The sequence below is a fragment of the Natrinema halophilum genome (assembly GCF_013402815.2).
Classification (GTDB): domain Archaea; phylum Halobacteriota; class Halobacteria; order Halobacteriales; family Natrialbaceae; genus Natrinema; species Natrinema halophilum.
Genome location: NZ_CP058601.1, coordinates 517,379 through 537,840, shown reverse-complemented (window position 1 = coordinate 537,840; position 20,462 = coordinate 517,379). Strand labels below are relative to the sequence as shown.

The window sequence follows — 20,462 nt, the reverse complement described above, 5'->3', positions numbered from 1 at the left end:
TGACGCTACTGGGAACGACTGGAATGCGGACCAGTCGGTACGGGACCGTTCGGCATCCCACCCACCGGCCTCGGGTCACGGCCACCGGCCCTGACCGATGAGCACGTCACAACATCCGGTTGCGCTCCGCATGGAGCGCATCGTCGGCGGTGACGCCAGGTTGCTCGCGCTGGTCATGATGCTCCCGTTAGTCGACGGCGTCTTCCCAGCGCTGATCCTCGCTGACGCGCTCAGCGAACCACTCGGCGCGATCCAGGTCGGACTGTTGATCTTCGGCGGAAGCGCAACCGTCGCCGTCATCCTCGCCGATATGGACGGCTCCCCTCGAGAGCAGGCGACTGTCGTCATGCTAGTCGGCGTGCCGTTGATCCTGCTGGCCGCTCTCGAGGCCGCCCTCGCACCTGCGATCGAGAGCATCCTCGATATCGTCATCTTCGAACGATTCGCAGCGCTCGTCATCGCAACCATCGCGGCCAAAACTGCAAGCGCAACTATCGGCGAGTATCTACCGAACCCCGTCGTCGTCCTCGGACTGGGCCTGGTCGCGAGTATCGACCCCTCCGGCGTGACGTTCGACGTGATGACCGATCCGACTCTCGTCGCCCACGCGACGCTGGCAGCAGTCGTCGGAGTTGCGTTCGCGCTCACCGTCGCTCTCACCGGACCCTACCTTCGGACGTACATGGACATCGATCGGTTCCGTTTCGGGAGCGCCGTCGCACTCGGCCTGTTGCCCCTTTCTCTGTTGGGGATGGCCTTCGGCCAAGCGCCGCTGGCCGCGCTGATCGTGGCCGCAATCTTTGCGATCGACTTCCCGTTCCGCGATAGCACCGAGTCGAGTTCGGGTGCGGGTACCGACGACGCTGCCGCCCAGATAGGTGCGCTGACCGACGGCGGCGACGGCGCCCCCTCCTCGACCGACAGCGACTCGAGAATTGCCGACAGCAAGGACGAGCCGGAAACGTATCCGGGTGACGACGCGACCGATACCGCAGGGCGAGCCCCCTGGCTGTAGCCCGATTCTATTCCGAACCGAAACCACTTTAGGCAGGATACGCCAACTGACGGACGCGGGGTCGTGGCCAAGCCAGGCATGGCGACTGACTCCAGAGGCACCGCGCCCGGGACGACACTCCAGACTGATATACTGATCGGACACCTGATCAGTGTCCGTGTGATGACCCTCTGGAGTTCCGAGGCGCACCGGAGATATCAGTCGATCGGGGGTTCAAATCCCTCCGACCCCATTTTACACGTATTTTGGTGCTAGTTTCGTCTGGGCAATTGTCATGAAATTCGTGACTACGATGATACCATGTGATTGAATTGAATCCGATAAGTGGGATCGAAACCGCAGTAGCCACAATATGGAAACCGAAAGCAGCGAAATCCTGGACGGCCGTGGGGATTAATAGAGTTGAACACACATTTTCAAAATAACGTTTCACTTCCCTAGTAATGTCATGGCAATTTACACCAGTAACCGTCCCGCTGGTTCTGGTGACGCTCCTTGGGTCCGCAGGGGCGTTTGGAGCGTGGTATCAACGAGAAGGTCCGACCGAAACCTGGGGAGCAATCACGCAGCTTACGTCGGCACTGTGGGCGTTTGTAATGCTCGTGACTGTCTCGAGGGCGTCACCCGAGTGGCAACTATTTTGGTTTCTGGTCTTTCTTTCGATTCCCTTGATGCACGCAGTGAGCGCGTTTTGCTTTGCGGTCTATTTCACGGGTCGCGGCGAGTGGCTTACGCGACGACGATTGGCGATTCTTCTCTTCCTTCCGCTTTCCATGCTCGTGTTCGCGCTCACCAACTGGTGGCACGAACTTATCGTCACTAATCCGGTCTTCGTTACGAAGGAATCCTGGGCGTATCTCGAGTACGATTGGGGCGCGGTCTTCTGGCTGATCTTCGGAATTGGCTACACCCTCATAGTCGCCAACGAATGGCTGTTACTGAAGAAATTTCTTCACTCCCGGAACGTATACCGAAAACTGAGTTTCACCTTTCTCCTGGTTCACGTGGCCACGGTACTTGCGACCGTTCCGTCGGTTTTTCAGTTCAGCCCCCTGCCGTACTTTTTGATCGTGCCGTACGTCCACCTCGCTCTCGGGGGGGTGCAATTGCTGGTCGCGACGAGCGCCAGGTTCGCGAATTTGCTTCCGATCGATCGTATCCTTACGCTGCTCAGTTCACGACTGGGGAGTCTCGTGACGCTCGCCCGTGATTACGTCATCGAGGAAGTCGATAACGGGCTAGTTATTCTCGACGATACGGGTCGAATCGTCGACGTCAATCGGACGGCGAGAAAGATGCTAGGATGGGAGCGACCGGTCGGCAGGACGATCGAAGACGTTGCAGATATAGGGCCGGTCGAGGACCCGGGCGTTCTCGAACCCATCATCACGGGCGAGGAGCCCATACACGAACTCAAAGAAGCCATCTGGCTGCGGACCGATAACGGACGGCGGTGTTACGACGTACGAGTTTCGGCACTATCTGACGCCGACAAACATGCCGGTCACGTAATTCTGTTGCACGATATCACCGAACAGAAACACCGAGAGCAACGACTCGAAAAACGAGAGCAGGAACTCGAAGAGCAGAAAGCGGCACTGGAACAGCGGACGGACCAACTCGAGTATCAAAACGAACGTCTCGACGAATTCGCCAGCATCGTTTCACACGATCTTCGAAATCCGCTTGCCGTCGCTCAGGGCTATCTCGATGTTCTCGAACAGCAAGCGAACGAACTTCCCGACGAATCGCCCATTGACGAGACGACCATCGACGAGATCGACGATTCACACCAGCGTATTGAAGCGATCATCGACGATGCACTCACACTTGCCCGTCAGGGTAAGGCGATTACGGCAACCGAAACGGTATCACTGCCTGACGTCGTGACGACCGCCTGGGATAACGTGGACACGAAAGACGCGTCCCTCGAATGCGATGCGGATGGCGGATTGGATGCCGACCGCGATCGATTATTGAACGTCTTCGAAAATCTCTTTCGCAATGCGGTTGAGCACGGCGGTCGGGACGTGACCGTAAAGGTCGGAACCCTTCCGAACAGAAACGGACTTTACGTCGAAGACGACGGTTCGGGAATACCCGCGGACCGCATCGACAAGGTGCTCGAGCACGGGTACACGACGAACGATCAAGGAACAGGACTCGGTCTGTCGATCGTGGCTGACATCATCCGGGCTCACGGGTGGGGGATCACCGCCACGAACGGCGCGGATGGTGGAGCTCGATTTGAATTTACCGATATCGGTTCTCTCAATGAAACGTCCCGGAAAACGGTTTCCTCTTGACCGGATGAGTAGGTCGGGTCGACGCGATTTAATCAAGGATGGTCCCGAATGAGTCGTCTCCTTCGATAGCCTGAAACGAAGCGTCGGTGCAGGAGCACGCGTTGTGACCACTTACGGGCCGAGTAGACCCGTCCGACGAGAGCCAGACGACAGCTGTTTTTCCACAGCCCGTACAGATACCGATCGTTCGTCGTTTCTCCACGCCAGTATCGCCCATAACAGTTGCTGTTTACACATACATCAATAACTGTTTCTATAATGCCGTATACGGGATACGGTGACCGATCGGGCAGGACGAAGATGCGTATTTCAGCAGAAACAGTGAACCGATTACGTTCCGCATTCATTGATTGTAGCTAACTTCGGGCGCTAAGTGAACGAAGCCGTCGGAATAGCCTGGATTGAAGGCAGTTCAGTTCGTTTCCGAGGTGGAATCTCGGTTCCCGTTCCCGTCAGTATTCGTGTCCCCCTCATCGAGGGGTAGATCCGGTCACTGAGACGAACGACGGATCATCCGACATCGGATCACCCGTCACGAAACCAGAGATGAGTTGGCCTGTGGAAGCAAGAAACGAACTGTATTCCCGCCAGAAACGTTCTCCTCGAAGCGGAGTTCACCACCGAGCGAATCGACGCACCACTGCATCACCCAGAGACCGACACCGGACCCATGATATGTTGTACTGGCTGTAATTTCATTTTTCAGAACGGCAGTTTCAACATCAGGGATAATCGGGCCATCGTCTACGATACGGATCTCCCCCTGACCCGTCTCGGACGCTGAAGACAGTCGAACCTCGACAGACGGTGCGTCTTGGTCGTTGTGGACGATTGCGTTTTCGATGGCGTGAGTGATCGCGTGTCGGAGGCCCTGATCGGCATTAACCCAGATATCGGCCTGTATATCGACGGTCAGCTCTGCTGGTGGATATTCGTCTCGAATCTCCGTGATGACTTCCTGGACAAGAGTACCGAGGTTCGTCGGAGAGCGATCTGTTGCGTCAGGCTTTGCGATTTCCTCGATCTGCTGAATCGAATCGCTCAACGACCCAATTTCTGTGGCGATCTCGAGGATCATTTCCACCTCTTCTTCGAGTGTTTTTTCTTCGACGGCTCTTTGGAGACGGTCGGCGTATCCCATCAGCACGTTCGTTTCGTTTCGAAGATTGTGACGAACGACTCGATTGAGGAGTCGCAGCCGTCGTTCACGCGCCTTGTACTCCGTAATGTCCCGGATTTCTGCGATAACGCACGTAGTCGAATCTATCGCAGTTTTGTTGAGACGTATGCGGATCCAGATTAGTTCACCGGAGGCTCGTTTGATTTGCCACTCGAACACCTGCGGTTCGTCAACTGCAGCTCGTATACGACGCATCGCTTCGTCCTGTGAAAATTTCGTCGATGGTGCAGTATAATCCGCTATGTTCATCTCGAGTAGTTCGCTCCGAGAATATCCATACAATCGTTCTATCTGGCTGTTCACATCGAGCATGGCACCCGTTTCCGGGTCGCGGAGGACGATTCCGATGTCGAGATCGTCAAACGCCGTTGGTAACAGCACATCCTGATCCCCTACCATACGAATTTCCAGAAAGAATAACTATAAATATGTTTTTATATCAGGCAAAACCTCCTCAATTCCCTCGAAAATTTAATACTAGTACCCAACCATCCGAATATATTGCTTCATATAATTGGCCGATGGCTGGACCAAATTACGCTGTTGGCTATTCGAGAACGGTAACACCGTTTTTCGCTGCTATCGCCTGAAGTATCGAGGTCAACACTCGAGAGCGACGCGGGAATCGATGGCGGAACCTCGAGACGAGGAGTTACGGTGAGCGAAGATAGTCTGAATCTGCTGGGGAGGTCCGTCCCCAGTCGAATCCACGATCCGCATTCGGCCAGCAGAAATATAGTAGACGTTGAAAGTCATTGCAGACTCTCCTCGCGAATTCGCAACCAGCGAGCACTCGCTGGCCGCAGCAATGCAAGCGGTGAGTAAATCGTTTCAACGGCTACTATAGCGACTGGTCCCAAACAGTAAGGCAGCGTGACTAGCACAGAGAAGAGTCGATTTCTCCGGTCTGACAATCGGAAGGGGTAGGGCATCCGTTTGACGCCGAACGAGTGACGCCGAACGATTCACCTGAGCGCACGGAAATTTTCGGACCCACAGGAACAGGAATTCGTTCCAATCGGGCGAACGCTTCCGTTGAGGAGTTCCTTCGCTGCGTAAGCCGAATTACAGCGCTCGCACACGGCCACGATACGATTGTGGTCGCGCAAGGCTATCACCCCATTCTCGGATCAATGTCGAATTATATTCAATCTTGGTAATGACTTCTGTGAAAAACGCTGCAAAAAGACCATCACCAAATCAGGAATCTCATACGAACGTACTGTCTCGAACGAGGAACGCGATCTCGTCTTGTCTCGAACGAGGAACATGATCTCGTCTTGTATCCGAACGAGGAACGCGATCTCGTCTTGTCTCGAACGAGGAACACGATCTCATCTAGTGGACGGGAAACGGTCGTCCACCACAGTCGGTATCGGCTTCACGAAGGGTGGAATCGAATCGAAACTGCTACTTGTCGGATAGAAACGGCGTTGCTGAGACCGGGTACCGGAAGTTGAGAACGACCAGAGCAGGTCGGTCACATCGTCCGTTGGTACCCACATTCTGGACAGAAAATCTTCTTCTGGCGAATCAACAGCATACTCTCGCCACAGCGACAGGGACCACCGATCGAAATATTGTCCAGGTTTCGGACTACACCTCGGAGCGTATTTTCGAGTTGCTGGATTCGGACCCTCGTCGTCTCGAGATCCGATTCGAGTTCGGCGAGCGATCGCCGAAAGTGCGACCGGCGCTTGCGCATCCTGATCGACCGATCCCTAAGTCGCATATCGGTACACATCCCAGGTGTAAAAATAAGCGTATGGGGGAGACTTGCAAGGCTGAGACCAGCGCGGTTCGTAGATGGGATCGCGTCGCCTCAAAGCCGGGTGAATCGGTCTCAGCCGACAAATTCGCCTCTCGAATACCTGGCTCTTGACATTGGCTCCGAGGGGACCGACCAGTCGGAAGCGACAAACGCGTCGTTTGCCAGCTACCAATCGTCGTTCGCATAGTAGACTCACCATTCACCGCCGGGACGTGAAATGAGACGGTAGCGCCGACGTATCATTCAACCGTTGAGAATGACATATTAGCGATGGTGTCAAATATGTGCGCTCATTATGAACGACGTATGAGTCAACCACGAACCGCGGACGATGCATCAGTGTTGGCCGAACGAACGGCCGGATTGACGGCAGTTCTCGGTGCGTTTATAATGATATCGACACCCGTGTTTACGATCACTGGAGACATGGGAATCCACAACGTCGTCATCGGCGCAGTAGTCGCGTTCATCGCGGCGTTTCAGGCCTACCGGACGGGCGAAATGCGTTCGCCGAGCGTCGTTGTCGCTGGGATACTCGCGTTGCTTGGAATCTGGATTGCTGCGTCGCCGTTCGTCTTCGGAATCGAGCGCGAACTGGTGATCGGAATCAATGCTCTCGGTGGCGCCATCATCGCCATTCTATCACTCGTGGGTGCGTACGGAAGCGTTCGGACGTCGAATACGACCGCCTCGAGTGCGTGATGTCGTAGTCGTTCTTTTCGCGCCACGTAACCTCCGATGCGGATACGACGGTGGGAACTGAAACCCGAAATATGGATGGGGGGATGGCGCCTGAAACCGGGAACGGGAACGAGAGCGGGAGCGGGAGTGGGAGCGGGATACGCGCTCCGTTGCCGGAACCGAACGGTATCCCCGGTTTGCTACTCCAACGGTCCCCGATTACAGAGGCGAGTATCCGAACAGGGGATCGATGCCAGTTCAAACGCGCAGAAGGTGGAATCGCAATGTGGTGTCTGATGCTTACGACGGGACCACTACCCATCAACGAATTTTCCTTTCCAGTAGCTTTTCCCACATCCCGTCGTCCAGGTAACTATGACCGACAACGGCGTTCATGTGGTTGCGATCTGTGGCAGTCTCCGCGACGGAAGTCATACCCGGACTGCACTCGAGCGTGCACTTTCGGCCGCCAAGCAGGCCGGGGGGAGCACTGACCTGCTCGACCTCAGAAAGTACGAATTACCGACGTTCGATCCGGATCGCGGCCGAGAGAACGCGGGTGACGCCGAACTGGTGGCGACTCACGTTCGCGATGCCGACACGATCCTTCTTGGGTCACCGATGTATCACGGCTCGTACGCCTCACCGATGAAAACCGCACTGGACTACTGCGGCTTCGACGAGTTCGAGGACAAGACAGTGGGACTGCTGGCGGTTGCAGGTGGTTCGTTCCCCGTGACAGCGCTCGAGCATATGCGGTCGGTCGCTCGGGCCCTGAACGCGTGGGTAATACCCCACGAAGCGGCGATACCGAACGCGAGCGCCGCGTTCGATGACGGTGAGTTCGTCGATCCGAAACTCGAGATGCGGGTGACGACGCTCGGGAGACGAGCAGTACAGTACGCCGCTATCGAGCCCGATCCGGATTCGTTCGAAAGCGATCAGAACGTGGGTGCACAGGGGAAGTAGCCGGTCGAACCGTTTCGAGTCGCACTACCCGGGCTCGAGAATCCGCTGGAATCGACGCTGGTGTGCGACGAACGCGAAGAGCCCGAAGACGAGGCCACCGATATGGAGCGCAACGATACGGATAGCGACTGTCGTTCCTGAAAGCGAGAGGGGCGGAAATGAGAGGCTCCAAGTTGCAAACCAGGCGGTGCCGAGTAGTGTCGACGCGCCGACTGCCATGAGGAGCGCCGGCAGTACGAGCGCGAACGTGGGTTCAAAGTTCGAATCCAACCTGAAGATGTGTCGCTCGAAAACAAACTGTGCGGTGAGAACGCCGGTTAGGACGGTAGTCGCGATGACGATGCCAAGGAAATCGTCGAACAGTTCGGCCACGAGCAGCCAGAGGACCCATCCTGTTGTAAAAAGGAGCGCCGCACTCAGCCGACGGGGTTGCAGGAGATCGCCCAGATCGCTGACTGTCGCACTGAAGACGCCCGACCTGAGCAGCGAACCGCAGAAGAGAACGCCGAGTCCCGCAAGTGCCGTCGACGTCGTCCGCGAGTCGACGACGAGACCGAACCAGAGGCCGACGGCGAGCGTTTCGATGGCTGCGGCCGAGAGGGCAGCGGTGACGCCAACGACGCGACGGCGCGTCGTTTGGCCGAGGACCTCTGGCTGGCGAAGAACGCTCATGTTTCCTGGTTGCGGAGACACCCCTTTCGTTATGGGAGCCATTATGCCGTAGCAGAACGGAAATCCTACTGTTGCGGTGTTTATTGAACTGAAACAGTTGTTTCAATTTCATGCACCACCTGCGGTGGTTCGGAACGGGCGCGGTCGCAAAAACTGACGTCCAAAAGCGGGAGTGGACCGAACCTAAACGCGGGAGGAGACCGAACCTAAACGCGGGAGGAGACCGAACAGGACGGCAACAAAATCGATCGTGATGCCGAATTCGGTTCTCCTCGATAGATGCAAGCGTCAGTGGCTGGGCGCGGACCGAACGGAGTACGTCGCACCGCTATCGTTTCATCCACGTCATAATGCAGTTCGTCCGTCGAATGCCCTGGCGTCGAACGCACGCTCTGTGGTCTCGGAATCCGGTCTCAGTCCGACGGTATCCCCTTGATTCGATCGCTCGTAATCGATTAGCCAGTGAATAACGGATGGCGAAAGCGACTGACGAGAGAAACAGTGGATAGAACTATGTGCGGTGGTGTGGTCGTGGCGGATTATGCCCGAGATGGAACAACAGGACAAGACGCTGTCCGAGCTTATCGTCAAAGAAGCAATCACCAAAGGGATGGATTCGCCGATGCGGGACTCCATTCTCGAGGCCGTTGAAGAGTCGGACGGGGCGCGATCGGGCAGGCGCCTTCCACTCGCGGGAGCACTGTTCAGCCTCGGCGCAGCCGTCGGCTTTCTTGCGGGACGACAATCACAGGAGATGGAGGGGACGTCGATCGAAGACATAGAAGAACCGGATATCATCGAAGACGTCAGGGAAACCGCCGAGACGACAGCGGCGCCAGAGGAAGTCGACGTCGAAGTCGAGTCGCGTTCGAGGCGGCTTCCCAAATCCCTGCTCGTGGTGGGTGCTCTCGCAGGGGCAGCGCTCATTAGACGACTACTGTCGGGCGATGAGGAAGAGGAGTGGGAGCCGATCGAAGAGTTCGAGCCGGCGACGGGCGGGGAAGCTGGCGATGAAATGGACGAAGAAAGCGGCGAGGAAACCGAAGAAACGGAGAGCGAAGCTTCCGAAGGCGAAGGAATGGCTGACGAAACCGAAGAATAACGGACGGACTGGAAGGGCGCAACCGGTTTCGTCTATCCGTACTCTCGATCGATTCTGCACACCCCATTCGTTCGTTGCGATGTGTATCCGAATTTGGGGTAGCTGACTTCGATTCCCGTCGACCATCGGAGTCGTTTTCCGTCCGTCACCGACCGCTCGAGATGACGCGCTGACGAAGAAGCTAAGGGCGCGACGCCAACACTCTACAGCCAATGGAGACGACCCACGAAGTGTTCGTCGGTGACTCGCGTGATCTCTCGCAGGTAGCAGACGAGTCCGTTGAACTCGTCGTCACGTCCCCGCCGTATCCGATGATCGAAATGTGGGACGATCTCTTTACGGAACTCGATCCGGAGATAGGCGACGCATTGGCGTCCGGGGCAGGTCAGCGCGCATTCGACAAGATGCACGTCCAACTCGAGCGCGTCTGGGATGAACTCAAACGAGTACTGGTCGACGGCGGGATCGCCTGTATCAACGTGGGTGACGCGACGCGGTCGATCGACGGCAGTTTTCGGGTGTACTCGAACCATGCACGGGTCCTCGAGGCGTTCGAAGAGCGAGGGTTCGAGCCGTTGCCGGATATCCTCTGGCGGAAGCCGGCAAATTCTGCCGCTAAGTTCATGGGAAGCGGAATGATCCCGCCGAACGCGTACGTTACTCTCGAACACGAGTATATTCTGCTCTTCAGGAAAGGAGAGACGAACCGCGAATTCAAGCCGCGAGCAGACCGGCGGTACGAGGCCGCGTATTTCTGGGAGGAGCGCAATCGCTGGTTCTCGGACGTCTGGACCGACGTCGTGGGTGAGCTACAGCGTATCGACGAGGAGGACGACGGGCTTCGGGAACGCTCAGCGGCCTACCCGCTCGAGATACCATACCGACTGATCTGTATGTATTCGGCCTTCGGTGATACCGTCCTCGACCCGTTTTGGGGGACCGGGACGACGACAGTGGCGGCGATGTGTGCCGGACGACATTCGGTCGGTGCAGAACTCGAGGACGCATTTCTCGAGGTGTTCGACGACCGTGTCGACGACGTGACTACCCTGTCGCAGTCAGTTGGCCGTTCGCGTCTCGAGCGCCATCGAGCGTTCGTCGAGCGCCGCCGTGCGGACGGAAAATCGTTCTCGTACGAAGCAGAGCACTACGAAACGCCAGTCGTAACGAAAATGGAACGGGATATCCGATTACGGAAAGTACGTACGATCGACCGGATTGAGGCGGGCTATCGCGCTGAACACACGCCGCTCGATCCGCTCACTCGAGGGTAATTCAACCGATCGACAAGCGGGCATCAGAGGCTCGAGGAACGGAGTCGCTTGCTGTTCAACCGGGACAGCCTCCTGTCCGGCGACTGGTTTCAGTTTCCTGTCCGGCGACTGGTTTCAGTTTCCTGTCCGGCGACTGGTTTCAGTTTCCTGTCCGGCGACTGGTTTTAGTTGCCGAGCCTGAAATCGACGCGAAGTTTTTACCTGCGCCGGTCTCAGAAGGAGTATGGCTCGCGGTCTCGAGGAGTCCGAGGTGATTCCGGTTAGCGTTCTCGCCGTCGGTTCGTCCGAGTGGCTTCAGACGGCGACGGCGGGACTCGCGGACATATCGGTTACGGTGACGGGATCTGTCTCGGCTGCTTCCGACCTCACGGACGAACAGCTCGAAGCGGCCAATTGCGTCTTGACCGACGACCGGGGCGTTCTCGAGACGATTGACGGGAAAAATCCGGTCCTGTACGCCGCCGAACCGGCGGCGAACGAATCGATCGAACGACTCCACGAAGACGGTGCTACCGACGTAATCAGAAAAACGACGATCCACGAACCTCCATTGCTGGCCCATCGGCTCCGTCGGACCGTTCAGTTTTCTCCGGCACGGCCCCACTGCGAACGGCCTGCAGAGTGGTATCGAACGGTGATCGAACAGTCGTCGGATCTGCTGGTCGTCACAGACGATGTCGGCGACATTACGTACGTCAGTCCAGCGGTCGAACGCGACGGCGGATTCGATAAGGAAGAACTGTGTGGCTCTCGTATTTTCGACTACGTTCATCCCGACGATACACAGGAGGTCAGAAACAAGTTCGAAGCCGTCAGTGAAGCCGAGACAGGGTCGACGCGGACGGTCGAATATAGGTGTCAACATGCCGATGGAACCTGGTATGTTCACAAGGCTTCGCTCACGAACTGCCTCGAGGACGACCCAGTCGAGGGTATCGTCGCATCCATTCGCGACATTACGGAGTATCACCGAATCGAACAGGAGTTGAGCGAGTCCTTCAAGCGGGTGACTGACGCGTTCTACGCGCTCGACTCGGAGTGGCGTTTTAGCTACGTCAACGACCGGGCACTCGAGTTGATCGGACTCGATCGGACGGACTTGCTCGGGGAGCGAATCCTCGATGTCTTTCCGGAGATAGAGGGAACGGAGTTAGAAGCCGAGGCGATGGAAGCGATGGAACAACAGGAATCACGGACGATCGAAGCCTACTTCGAGTCCTACGACGCGTGGATCGAAGCGAGGATCTATCCGTCACAATCGGGTATCTCCGTCTACTGGCGGGACGTGACCGAACGGGTCGAGCGCGAGCAGGACTTGGCCGAGCGGACGGAGCGATTACAGACGCTGGTCGAGAACGTCCCTGTCGTTCTATTCGTCCTCGACGAGGACGGGACCTTCACCCTCTCGGAAGGACGTGGACTCGAGAATATCGGCTTCGACTCCGATCAATCGGTCGGAACGTCTTTCTTCGACCTGCTCGAAGAGTATCCCGACATCTGTAGCGACGCCTGGAGAGCCTTCCAAGGGGAATCGGTGCACTCGCGGAGAGAAATCGAAAGCCGCGTCTTCGAAATGTGGTACCGGCCTATAACTGACGACGGCGACGTTGACCGCGTCATAGGCGTCGCCAGTGATGTGACTGAACGTGTTCAGTACCAGGACACGCTCAATGCGCTTCACGAAGCGACAAGCCATCTACTGACTGTCGAATCGAAACAGGCGGCCTGCGAATACATCGTCGACGTAGCGACTGACGTCCTCGATCTTGCAAGCGTCGTTTACCGGTTCGACGACCAACAAAACGAACTCGTACCAGCGGCGTCCTCCACGGACTTCGAGTCCACCTTCGGGTCGCCACCGCGACTCGAACCGAATAACAGCATCGCCTGGGAAGCGTTCGTGACAGGAGAGCCGTCAGCCTTCGATGACGTCAGGACTGCCGACAGCGTCACCAACGAGTCGACCGCTGCTCGAAGTGGTCTCTACGTTCCGCTCGGCGAACACGGCGTCCTCGTTGCGCTCTCGTCAACTGACGGTGAGTACGATACGGACACTGTCGAACTTGCCGAGTTATTTGCAACGGCGGCAGAGGCCGCACTCGATCGGATCGGTCGGTCGCGCAGATTACGCGACCGGGAACATGAGCTGAAACAGCAAAACGAGCATCTCGAGCGGCTCAACGCCGCCAACGATGTCCGTCAGGAGATCGAACAGCTGTTGTTGATGGCCGAATCACGGTCCGAGATCGAACGCGGGATTCCCGAACAGCTGGTCGATTTTGGGGCGTGTTCGCTGGCCTGGATCGGTGAGCCCGATCCGAGCGGCAACCATCTTCGACCGCGATTCCACGCCGGCCACGAGCGCGGGTATCTCGACGAGGTGACGGTGACGACGGTCGATGATTCGGCCGCAGAACCAGCCGGGCGCGCGGCTCGCACGCAAACGCCGATCTACGTCGACAACGTCGCAGAGTCGGTCCACGACGGCAAGTGGCGAGGCACGGCCCTCTCGAGGAACTTTCAATCCGTCTACGCGGTCCCGCTAATGTACGATGACTACCTCTACGGCGTTCTGACGATTTACGGTGAAGAACGAAACGCCTTCGACGAAACGCTTCGATCGACGCTGGCAGAACTCGGTGAGACGATCGCCTATGCGATCGACGCCGTCAAGCGGAAGAAAGCGCTACTGGGCGACAATCGCACTGAGGTGGAACTCGAGGTCGCATCCGAGGCGACGCTCTGTCAACTCGCCACCTATCTCGAAACCCCCGTGACCTACGAGGGAGCAACGGATCGAGCCGACGGGTCTCAGATCGTTTTCGTCGCTGTCGAGGAGCAGGTCGACAAACTCGAGGACGCGACGGATCACACGGCGTGTAACGGAGTCAGCGAATTGTCCGTTATCGCTGAACACGACGGGGGAGCGCTACTCCAACTCCAGTTGAACGACCCCTTCCTCGGCGCAATCGCCGATACGCACGGCGCGCGATTGCGCGAGTTCGTCGCCGAGGGATCGAGCGGACAAGCGATCGTCGATGTTCCGGATGGGGTCGCCGTCCGCGAAGTGTTATCGGGGATAAATCGGAGCGGTCCGTCGGTCTGGATGATCGCGCGACGCGAACAGACGAGCGACGAATCGTCGACGCTCAGCGGCCCAGCACGCAACACGTTGCTGAAGACGTTTACCGACCGACAGCGCGAGGTCGTTCAGACTGCGTATCACGGTGGTTTCTTCGAGTGGCCGAGACGAGCGACCGGCGAGGAAATTGCCGGATCGCTCGACATTTCTTCGCCAGCGTTTCACAAACATATCCGATCCGCTGAACGAAAGCTGTTCGCGGCTCTTTTCGATGGGCAGGCAGCCGACGGGGTTAAATAGTTAACCTTCCTCTGAGGCCGCTGTTACACAGTTAACGATCAGGTTCTTTGCAACAACTCGTGAACAGAGGAATGACTTCCCACTGACGTACTGGGGGTACGTACAAGCTATGACCGAGATGAGTTCACGATCACCGTCGACAACGATGGGGGATCAATATTCAGTGCAATACGATCGACTCGACGACCAACCGCTCAGCGTTGCCGTAGCGGAGGCCGTCGCAACATTCTGTAACGAAGACGTAACCGAACTCGAGCCGCTCCATTACTCGATCAACGCCGACGCACTCGAGCGGCTGTTCGAGCCACGTGCAAACGGCCTTCGCTCGAGCGGTTCAGTCACGTTCGAGTATTCCGACTGTCTGGTGACGATCGCAGCGGACGGCGAAATCCGCGTCGAATCGGCATAACACCTGATTCCGGACGCATCAGATCGTTATTCGCATTCTTTTTTCAGTCCCCTTACTCCGAAGAGCCCTGCCAGACTCCTGTATCGTTACACGCAGCCCGATCTAACGGTCAGGAATCGAAAATCCCACGCTCGAGTCCGCGGCAGTACCCGTCGGTACAGCACAGTATCCCACAAACGTATGCGAGTCGGCATCGAACCATGGCGCATGCTCGCTCGAATTCTCGTTCCGACGGATGGGAGCGACTCTGCGACAGCGGCGCTGGACCATGCGTTGGACATCGCCAGCGAACGGGAAGCGACAGTCCACTTGCTCAACGTCGCCGATACGAATCAACCGAGTCTCACGCGACTCGGCGGCGACGTCGTCGACGTCCTCGAACAGGAGGGAACCGAAATCGTTTCGGACGGAAGCACGGCGGCGGAAGAACGTGGCGTTTCCGTCGTCACGAACGTCGTTCAGGGCGACCCTCGATCGGTGATCTCCGAGTACGCCATCGCCGAGGATTTCGATATCGTCGTGATGGGGGCCCACGGTCGACGGAGTCTCGGGGAATACGTCCTCGGGAGCACCACGGACCACGTCGTCAACCGAAGCGAGGTTCCGGTGCTCACGGTTCGTGCAACCGACGAGGGACGGCAGACTTACCCCTACGCGGACGTTCTCGTTCCAACCGACGGGAGCGATCACGCGACGGCAGCGCTTGAACTGGGGACGTCGGTCGCCAAGCTGACTGGCGCACGTCTTCATCTGCTTTCGGTCGTCGACGAACTCCCGGAAGTGATCGACGCGGAATCGGCAGAGCTCCCCGAGCAACTAGAAGAGAATGTCCAGGAGGTACTCGACGCAGCGAAAGCGACAGCCAATGAGGCGGGTGTCGAGGACGTCACGACCAGCGTCGCCACCGGATCGATGCCGCGCGAAGTCACGACCTACGCCGACCAGCAGGGAATCGATCTCATCGTGATGGGGACGCACGGACACACCGGCCTCGACCGACACCTGCTCGGCAGTTTCACGGAGCGGGTGATACAGACGTCGCCAGTTCCCGTTCTCACGACGAGACGATCCGAAGTGGCGGACGGTGATTGAAATACAATACCAAGACGGATTGTATCCATTATCTCTATGTATCTAGAAAAAATACTAATAGATCGATTTTGAATCGAGAACAGATGATCCCGCTGACGGCGTTCGAGAACACGATGGTGATAGACCTGTGACTACGCAATCGCTCCCGTCGCCTGCTCGGGTCCGGTCGGAAATTACGAGAAACCGGCTCCGAGCCGCGCTCGCCGTGTTAATCCTCGTATCGGCAGGCGTCGTCGCTGCCAGCGCATCGTCCGGCGGACTATCGACGGCGTCGAAAGAGAGCGTCCCGAACGCTCCGCCGACGGAAAACCACACCGTCGTCACCGAATCGGGACGAGCGGGGACGATTACCGCCTACGCACCCGACGGGGAAGTCCTCTATTACAATAATTCGAGGACGAAGTATTTCGACGTCGATCCTGTCGAGGGCGAACCGTTGACCGTCGAGTACGCGACGACGGACACGATTCACACGGAGGGGCCGAACTGCGGCGATCCACCCTGTACCCGAAACGTCATCGAGCGCGCCGACCTGGAGACCGGTGACGTCGACGTCATCTACGAGCGATACGATTACAAGGAGTACGCCGGCGAGTGGCACGACTTCGATCGCATCAACGAAACTCACCTCGTCGTCGCCGATATGGTCTCTGATCAGGTCTTCGTCGTTAACACCGAGACGGAGGTCGTCGAGTGGCTCTGGGATGCCCAGAGTGACTTCCCCCTCGAGGGCGGTCACTCCTGGCCTCGCGACTGGGCCCACATAAACGACGTCGAGTACATCGAGAGCGGACAGATGGAGGGTCGGATCATGGCCAGTCTGCGAAATCAGGATCAGGTCGTCTTCCTCGATCGTCAGAAAGGGCTGCTTGGCAACTGGACGCTCGGAGCCGAGAACGAACACGACATCCTGCACGAACAGCACAATCCGGATTATATCCCCGAAAGCAACGGCGGTCCGGCAGTGGTCGTCGCCGACTCCGAGAACGGCCAGATCAAAGAGTTCCAGCGCGAAGACGGCGAATGGAATCGAACCTGGCTGTGGGAAGACGATCAAATCCAGTGGCCACGGGATGCCGATCGTCTCCCGAACGGGAACACGCTGATCACCGACACTCACGGCAATCGCGTGATAGAGGTCAACGAATCCGGCGGAATCGTGTGGGAAGTCGGATCGACGCTCCCCTACGAATCCGAACGCCTCGAGACCGGTGACGAAAGTGCGGGCGGGCAAAGCGCCGCCGAACTCGGCTACGAATCCAGAACGGCCGCCGAAGGCGGCGATGGTGGCGGTGGTGACGACAGTAGCGCCATGTTCGGGTTCGAGCCGCTCGAGTATCTCGGCGGAGTTGTCGAGTGGATCCTTCCCCACAGAATATACAACGCCTTGCTCTTCGTGAGCCCGGTCTGGATGGGATCGTCGGAATTTGCCGCGATCGGTATCGCGCTTCTGACCGGACTGGCGTGGGTCGGTCTGGAAATCAGGTGGCAACTCCACGACGCCGGAGTCAGGTTCCGGCTCCCGATTTACCGACAAGGGGGCAATTGAACCCGACGGAGAACGAGTTCGTCCGCGCGGAATACCGTCGACGTACTCGAGCAATCGTTCCTCATTTTCCCCGCGGGTACACCCAGCGGGTTCGGTACACACCCAGCAGGTCCGGCCACACCCAGCGGGTTCGGTACACACCCAGCAGGTCCGGCCACACCCAGCGGGTCCGGTACACACCCAGCGGGTCCGGCCGACTAGGCGAGCAGGTGGCCGCCGAACAGGTAGAGACTTGCGAGGATCGACTGGAAGGACAGAGACCCCGCTGCGGACAGCACCACGAACGTTCGCCGGTCCATTTCGGACAGGCCGGCAGGAACGGTGAGCAGTCCGCGAACGAACAACAATGTATTGCTTACGGGAACGGCGATCGCCCCCCAGCGATCGAACCAGCCGTCGAACCGTTCGAGTCGGGATTCGCTGATCGGGAACCAGCGCTTTTGTACGACGTACTCCCGTCCGCCGCGTCGGACGAGACAAAAGAGGCAGAACTGGCCGATCGTCGTCCCGACGACCGCGACTGAGACGATCGTGATCGTTTGCGCGACCGTGGAACCGATCAGTGCGAGCGCGGCGGGCACGACGAGTTCGCTCGGCATGAACCGAAGGAGCATCGCGCCTTCGAGGATACAGATCCCAAAGAATACCACGAGGGCGATATCCGATGTGAACGTCGACTCGAGCCAGGACGGCGCCTCCTCGAGTTGCAGCGGATGCATACGTCGTGCGTATTCCATCGGGAATGTAAACATTATTGATCCATCGTGCCACAGATCGCGTTGTTAATATTACATTCGGCGTTCGGCAGCCATAAACTATGTGATGGTGACCGACGAACGGGGCCCAATGGAGCCGAACCGAGTGCTATTTCTGGCAGTGGCATTCCTGACACACGCGTTCGTGGGGTACGCTCTGGTCCGTGGTTTCACCGATGCCGATCCGCGGCTCGGAATCGTCTTCGGGCTCCTTCCTGACGGTGACTTTTTGTTTCCGGTCGTCTGGGAATGGCCGTTCGTCCACCGAGGCATAACTCACACGCCTCTGTTCGCGCTGACCGTCGTCGGGAGTGCCTACGCGCTCAGCAGTCGCTCTCGTGAGAGTGCGGCGGCCGTCGGATTGGCAATCGGGTCGCACCTCGCGATCGACTCGCTCTCGCCGAGGGGAATCGACTGGCTGTTTCCGATCGAGACGACCTGGAGTCCGGGGCTCCCGGTTCACAGCCCGATCACAACGGGACTGCTCTGGGCCGTGTCGATCACCATCCTCGTCTCCCAATCGACCGATCCGCGGTCGAACGAATAGCGACTATCTCGAGATGCGGCCGAGTCGCGATACCGGCGAGCGATCGTCGGTGAAGATCGGTCGCGGCCCGTCGCGCCCGGTTGGTTAGCCGATCGGGGCGACTAATACCGAATACGCGACCGTCAGGGCCAGAGACGAGAACAACGCAATGGAGCCCACGAGCAACACGGCTCGGTTGATGCGGCTGTTTTTCGACTTGAACCAATCGAGCGTTACGTGGCCCCGCCAGACGGGTGCAAACGGTGTGATGCCCATCGGCGTCACGGCGTCGCCTGCGAGATGAGCGAGGATGCCACCGGTTCCGACGGCAAAGCCGAACTGAAATGCCTGCGGTATCGACGGAACGACGATGGCAGTCCCGAAGCCTGCGACCGATCCGACGAGAATGGCAAACCAGACCGTATGGGTCGGTCCGCGGTGGCTGATCCGCGGTAGTGGCTGATCGAGATCCGGAAGATTCGCCACACCGACGGCGAGCAACGCCCCGAGCAGCGCCAGTTCGAACGACCAATAGCTGCTCACCAGCGGTAGAAACGGGGCGTATAGCAATGCGTTGAACCCCGAGTGCCCTTCCTGATACATGCTGATAGCTACTCGAGTATCGGTACCAGACGAAAATCAACCGCTCGGTCGCCCCGGCAGACGGGGTCACCGCAGCGCTCGAACGCCGAACGCCGACACCGATATCCCGCCGATCAGGACCGGCATCCAGTAGATCGCTCCCCGGAAGATGAGTACCGCCGCAGTAACCGCCGACGCCGGGACCATCGTAGTCGGCACCAGAAGAGTGACGAATGCAGCTTCGATGCCACCGAGACCGCCCGGGAGCGGAGCTGCTCCCGCGAGATTCGCCAGCGGAATCACGAACAGCAACACGTACGCCGGGACGCTGTATCCCAGTGCGGCGAACGCGACCGTCAGGGCCGCCGTCTGAAACAACCAGCCGCACAGCGATAACCCGACAACGGCGACGAGTCGCCACCGATCCGTCGCTACTCGCTCGATGTTTTCGAAGAATCTTCCCATTCGTTCCGCGATATCCGATTCGAGCGTTTCAGAATCGAATCGATCGAACCGCCCGAGTCTGGGGGCGACGATGGCGGGGAGTCGCTCGACGATGGTATTGTGATAACGCCAGACGAGTACCATGACGATGACGATGCCGCCGATCAGCGCGACCGCCGATCCGACCGCCGTCTCGAGGCGATTCGCCAGGGCGGCGGTGGTCGCGTAGTATGCGACGCCGACGAGGATGAGCGAAATCGAGGGGACGACGTTGATAACGTCGACGCTAGCGATTCCGACGAGGCCGGTTTCGTAGCGAGCGTCGGAAACCTTCGAGATGAGCAATGCCGCTATCGGTTCGCCGCCGGCCTGACCGAACGGGGTCACGTTGTTGGCGAAGACGGCGCCGGCGTAGACGAAAAAGGACTTGCCGACGGGTACGTGGACCCCGAGTGCTGCGAGGACGGTACGAAGCATCAGGCTCCAAGCCGCCAGCCAGCAGAGTGCGAGGCCGAACGTTCCGGCGACCAGCGACGGGTCCGCTGAAAGCAGCGAGTCGACAATACCGCGCGCGCCGACGAAGAAGAACAACACGGCAAAGACCGCGAGTGTCCCGAATACGCCGATAAGAAACGCGCGTCGATTTCGCTCGTCCATGGCTGGTATCAATCGTCAGTAAACTTGAAACGTCTGATCGACGTCGATGAACGGAAGTCCCCTGCGCAGCCATCGCCTGTTACCCTTCAATCGATT

At 58.2% G+C, this 20,462-nt stretch carries 17 protein-coding genes and 1 tRNA gene; 12 read left to right on the top strand and 6 right to left on the bottom strand.

What is annotated here, in order from left to right; all coding sequences use genetic code 11:
• The first annotated feature begins 97 nt into the window (after nt 1–97).
• The 3 genes from HYG82_RS23310 (at nt 98) to HYG82_RS23300 (ending at nt 3,321) form a co-directional block, all read left to right on the top strand.
• The gene (locus tag HYG82_RS23310) at nt 98–1,015 is read left to right on the top strand and encodes a DUF5794 domain-containing protein (RefSeq protein WP_179259530.1); all 918 of its coding nucleotides are present in this window, start codon (nt 98–100) and stop codon (nt 1,013–1,015) included.
• Nucleotides 1,016–1,072: 57 nt separating this feature from the next.
• Nucleotides 1,073–1,247 (top strand) — tRNA-Trp (locus HYG82_RS23305).
• A gap of 211 nt (nt 1,248–1,458) precedes the next feature.
• A complete protein-coding gene (locus tag HYG82_RS23300; protein WP_179259529.1) occupies nt 1,459–3,321 on the top strand; it encodes a histidine kinase N-terminal 7TM domain-containing protein in 1,863 nt (620 codons plus the stop codon).
• Between the two features lie 532 nt (nt 3,322–3,853).
• On the opposite strand, the gene HYG82_RS23295 is transcribed toward HYG82_RS23300, so the two are convergent.
• Both HYG82_RS23295 and HYG82_RS23290 read right to left on the bottom strand, forming a co-directional pair.
• Nucleotides 3,854–4,900, bottom strand: coding sequence for a PAS domain S-box protein (locus HYG82_RS23295; protein ID WP_179259528.1), 1,047 nt, complete (start codon nt 4,898–4,900; stop codon nt 3,854–3,856).
• 1,081 nt (nt 4,901–5,981) lie between these two features.
• Nucleotides 5,982–6,233 (bottom strand): hypothetical protein, encoded by a 252-nt coding sequence (locus tag HYG82_RS23290; protein WP_235217802.1) that lies wholly within the window; start codon nt 6,231–6,233, stop codon nt 5,982–5,984.
• Nucleotides 6,234–6,578: 345 nt separating this feature from the next.
• Between HYG82_RS23290 and HYG82_RS23285 the strand changes: the two genes are divergently transcribed.
• Both HYG82_RS23285 and HYG82_RS23280 read left to right on the top strand, forming a co-directional pair.
• Nucleotides 6,579–6,974, top strand: a complete 396-nt coding sequence (locus HYG82_RS23285; RefSeq protein WP_179259527.1) for an SPW repeat domain-containing protein — start codon at nt 6,579–6,581, stop codon at nt 6,972–6,974.
• A 354-nt stretch (nt 6,975–7,328) separates the two neighbouring features.
• On the top strand, nt 7,329–7,922 hold the full coding sequence (locus HYG82_RS23280; RefSeq protein WP_179259526.1) for an NADPH-dependent FMN reductase: 594 nt from the start codon (nt 7,329–7,331) through the stop codon (nt 7,920–7,922).
• Between the two features lie 24 nt (nt 7,923–7,946).
• Here the strand turns inward: HYG82_RS23280 and HYG82_RS23275 are convergent, their stop codons facing one another.
• Nucleotides 7,947–8,594, bottom strand: a complete 648-nt coding sequence (locus HYG82_RS23275) for a hypothetical protein (protein ID WP_179259525.1) — start codon at nt 8,592–8,594, stop codon at nt 7,947–7,949.
• A gap of 541 nt (nt 8,595–9,135) precedes the next feature.
• On the opposite strand from HYG82_RS23275, the gene HYG82_RS23270 reads away from it, so the two are divergent.
• The 6 genes from HYG82_RS23270 to HYG82_RS23245 all read left to right on the top strand — a co-directional run bounded on the left by HYG82_RS23270 (nt 9,136) and on the right by HYG82_RS23245 (nt 17,402).
• Complete coding sequence (locus HYG82_RS23270; protein ID WP_179259524.1) at nt 9,136–9,696, top strand: hypothetical protein; 561 nt, start codon at nt 9,136–9,138, stop codon at nt 9,694–9,696.
• A 212-nt stretch (nt 9,697–9,908) separates the two neighbouring features.
• Nucleotides 9,909–10,970: a DNA-methyltransferase gene (locus HYG82_RS23265; RefSeq protein ID WP_179259523.1), complete on the top strand. Its 1,062-nt coding sequence runs from the start codon at nt 9,909–9,911 to the stop codon at nt 10,968–10,970.
• A 223-nt stretch (nt 10,971–11,193) separates the two neighbouring features.
• On the top strand, nt 11,194–14,352 hold the full coding sequence (locus HYG82_RS23260) for a PAS domain S-box protein (RefSeq protein ID WP_179259522.1): 3,159 nt from the start codon (nt 11,194–11,196) through the stop codon (nt 14,350–14,352).
• 145 nt (nt 14,353–14,497) lie between these two features.
• Nucleotides 14,498–14,761: a HalOD1 output domain-containing protein gene (locus HYG82_RS23255; RefSeq protein ID WP_179259521.1), complete on the top strand. Its 264-nt coding sequence runs from the start codon at nt 14,498–14,500 to the stop codon at nt 14,759–14,761.
• A gap of 207 nt (nt 14,762–14,968) precedes the next feature.
• Nucleotides 14,969–15,853 carry a universal stress protein gene (locus HYG82_RS23250; RefSeq protein WP_179259520.1) on the top strand — a complete coding sequence of 295 codons (885 nt, stop codon included), beginning with the start codon at nt 14,969–14,971 and terminating at the stop codon, nt 15,851–15,853.
• Between the two features lie 127 nt (nt 15,854–15,980).
• A complete protein-coding gene (locus tag HYG82_RS23245; protein ID WP_179259519.1) occupies nt 15,981–17,402 on the top strand; it encodes an aryl-sulfate sulfotransferase in 1,422 nt (473 codons plus the stop codon).
• Nucleotides 17,403–17,599: 197 nt separating this feature from the next.
• On the opposite strand, the gene HYG82_RS23240 is transcribed toward HYG82_RS23245, so the two are convergent.
• Nucleotides 17,600–18,121: a DedA family protein gene (locus tag HYG82_RS23240; RefSeq protein ID WP_179259518.1), complete on the bottom strand. Its 522-nt coding sequence runs from the start codon at nt 18,119–18,121 to the stop codon at nt 17,600–17,602.
• 127 nt (nt 18,122–18,248) lie between these two features.
• Between HYG82_RS23240 and HYG82_RS23235 the strand changes: the two genes are divergently transcribed.
• Nucleotides 18,249–18,704, top strand: coding sequence for a metal-dependent hydrolase (locus HYG82_RS23235; protein WP_179259517.1), 456 nt, complete (start codon nt 18,249–18,251; stop codon nt 18,702–18,704).
• Nucleotides 18,705–18,788: 84 nt separating this feature from the next.
• On the opposite strand, the gene HYG82_RS23230 is transcribed toward HYG82_RS23235, so the two are convergent.
• Together HYG82_RS23230 and HYG82_RS23225 are read right to left on the bottom strand one after the other, a co-directional pair.
• A complete protein-coding gene (locus HYG82_RS23230) occupies nt 18,789–19,286 on the bottom strand; it encodes a metal-dependent hydrolase (protein ID WP_179259516.1) in 498 nt (165 codons plus the stop codon).
• A 66-nt stretch (nt 19,287–19,352) separates the two neighbouring features.
• Complete coding sequence (locus tag HYG82_RS23225; protein ID WP_179259515.1) at nt 19,353–20,366, bottom strand: lysylphosphatidylglycerol synthase transmembrane domain-containing protein; 1,014 nt, start codon at nt 20,364–20,366, stop codon at nt 19,353–19,355.
• Nucleotides 20,367–20,462 lie beyond the last annotated feature (96 nt).